Source organism: Vibrio clamense, from assembly GCF_050337905.1.
Taxonomy (GTDB): domain Bacteria; phylum Pseudomonadota; class Gammaproteobacteria; order Enterobacterales; family Vibrionaceae; genus Vibrio; species Vibrio cortegadensis.
In genome coordinates this window covers 1-2,269 of sequence record NZ_JAKJTJ010000058.1, presented here as the reverse complement: position 1 = coordinate 2,269, position 2,269 = coordinate 1, and the positions used below count along the sequence as shown (strand labels likewise).

Annotated in this window: 2 protein-coding genes and 1 pseudogene; all 3 read right to left on the bottom strand. The window is 39.3% G+C overall.

Annotated elements, in window-relative coordinates; translation table 11 throughout:
- Positions 1-883 precede the first annotated feature (883 nt).
- On the bottom strand, positions 884-1,258 hold the full coding sequence (locus tag L4C39_RS19955; protein ID WP_113800244.1) for a DUF6232 family protein: 375 nt from the start codon (positions 1,256-1,258) through the stop codon (positions 884-886).
- Between the two features lie 142 nt (positions 1,259-1,400).
- Positions 1,401-2,015 (bottom strand): SEL1-like repeat protein, encoded by a 615-nt coding sequence (locus L4C39_RS19950; RefSeq protein ID WP_429747730.1) that lies wholly within the window; start codon positions 2,013-2,015, stop codon positions 1,401-1,403.
- A 161-nt stretch (positions 2,016-2,176) separates the two neighbouring features.
- Positions 2,177-2,269, bottom strand: a pseudogene (locus L4C39_RS19945) (lysozyme inhibitor LprI family protein); the annotation flags it as partial.

The window sequence follows — 2,269 nt, the reverse complement described above, 5'->3', positions numbered from 1 at the left end:
AAAATGAACTTGAGCCAACAAAACTTACTAACGAGGAGACTTGCGTGACGTTGCAGCTAATTAACAGACAAACTTTCTACGTGCCATGGTTATTTTGATGGCAACTTTCACGAAACGAACAGGTGTGTAGCTCGGACGCAGAACAAAGATAAACGGATAATTTAACCCTTTGACTCTTATGCAATATAACGCCGCGTTAAGTGGCGAGCAACGCTACCACTGCACTCAAGACATTATGCCATAAACACTGATGCATATCTTTGAACTAAAGCCACCAAGCGTTGGGAGTCCGTCTTAAACGCTTTGTTATATTGCCCGCACGACAGAGCCAAGTTTAGCGCCAAGGTGCTGAATTGGTTACAAATCTACTGGCTTTGAACTCAGAAGTAAAATGGATAGTTCGAAACTCAATCATAGACAATAAAACGCACTTGGCTAAGAAGCGAAATGAGCTGAAATTGGAGAAATTTGAGTAGCCTGAGTGACAAAGAATTCGAACGAGAAACCTGACGACAAAGCGCGCTGAAACCACAATTTTCAGTGAAGTTTCCACGAAAAAGAAGCCGCGCAAAATGAACTTGAGCCAGCGAAACTTACTAACGAGGAGACTTGCGTGACGTTGCAGCTAATTAGCCGACAAACATTCTACGTGCGATGGTCATTTTGATGGCATTTTTCACGGAACGAACAGGTGTGTAGCTTGAACGCAGAACAAAGATAAACGGATAATTTAACCCTTTGAATCTTATGCAATATAACGCCCAATTAACTTGCGCAGCAACGCAATACAATGATTCTGCACTGCGCCATAATCACTGAAACCGATTAGAAGTAAAACTGCCACGCGTTGTAAGTCAGGTTAAATTGTTTGTTATGTGACAAGCTAAAGTAGTCTACTTGCCTGTTTTTCAAAAATTTTCTTAACCACATGACTATTCGACTTAGCTACCGACACCCATTGTAAACCCGTTTCATCAATATGCTGAAATTCTACTTGTAACTCGTACCTTCTGACCGAGAATAGAGCAGAAAACATGCCAACTGTTAGAGCTAACGGAGCGGTAATTAACCCAAAAGACTCTGGACATATCATCCATACCACGCTTGCAACGACCAAACCAACACAGACAATTCTCAATGCATGATCTTGGAAAGTGTTAGCTTTAACTCTTACACCCTTAATTTTTGACAAAGGATACTCGTCTTTTTTAAACGTAAAGGTTGTACTACTAACTTTAAAATTGTCTTCAATAATCAAATGAACCTCCTGTCACATAACGCCCAATTAAGGTGCGACAACGCTATAAAAACTGAGCTAAACCATTACACCGTAAACACAAAATTCAAACCGGAGTGAACTCGCCAAGCGTTAGGAGTCACTCTTAAATTGTTTGTTATGTTTATAATATCAACTTCATTCCTTCTAGCATTTCTTTGGCTCCCGGATAATCGTTTTTAGATGCTTCCTTTAACCAAAGAAGAGCATTCTGCTGTTCGCCTATTTCCATAAGTATCATAGCTAGTTGCATTTGAGCACGACCATATCCACCTTGGGCAGATAACGTCATAAAGTACACTGCATTCTCTTTATTTTCTTCTAACATATACCCATTCAAGAACATTTGTCCGATGGCATAATTCTCAACCGTACCACCCTGCTTCGCTTGCAAGCCTATCCAAGTTACTTCGTCATTTGATAACCTATTATCATTATCACCAGACTCTATACCTATGGTATGCATACCATAGTAATAATATTTAGAGCGATCTGATTTGATACAATAATCATAATAAAGTGTCGAAATCTCTACATATTCCTCATTATCAATGCCTGCTTTAAAGTACTTAATAGCATTAACACAGCTTTTTTCTTCTTCAAAAATAGAGTAACCACGATAAAAACTACTGTCCAAAAAATTATTACTGTATGGTGATTTACTTACCTGGCTGTCGACTGCACACCCACTTAAAGTAAACAATAAACCCATGAAAATCATCGTGTTTTTCAAAATCATAATTACACCAATTTATAAACATAACGCCGCGTTAAGTGGTGAGCAACGCAGACCACTGCACTTAAAGTATTGTGCCGTAAACACTTAATCCGAAGCAAACCCAAAATGCAAAGCGTTGGGAATCCGTCTTAAACGCTTTGTTATGTGCGTGGTAGATTAACCTACTGTTTTGGTTCAGGTAACACTGGAGGAGTACTGTCCATGTAGGTTAAAAAGGTCTCCCAAACTTCATGAGTTCTTTGCTTGGTTAGCTT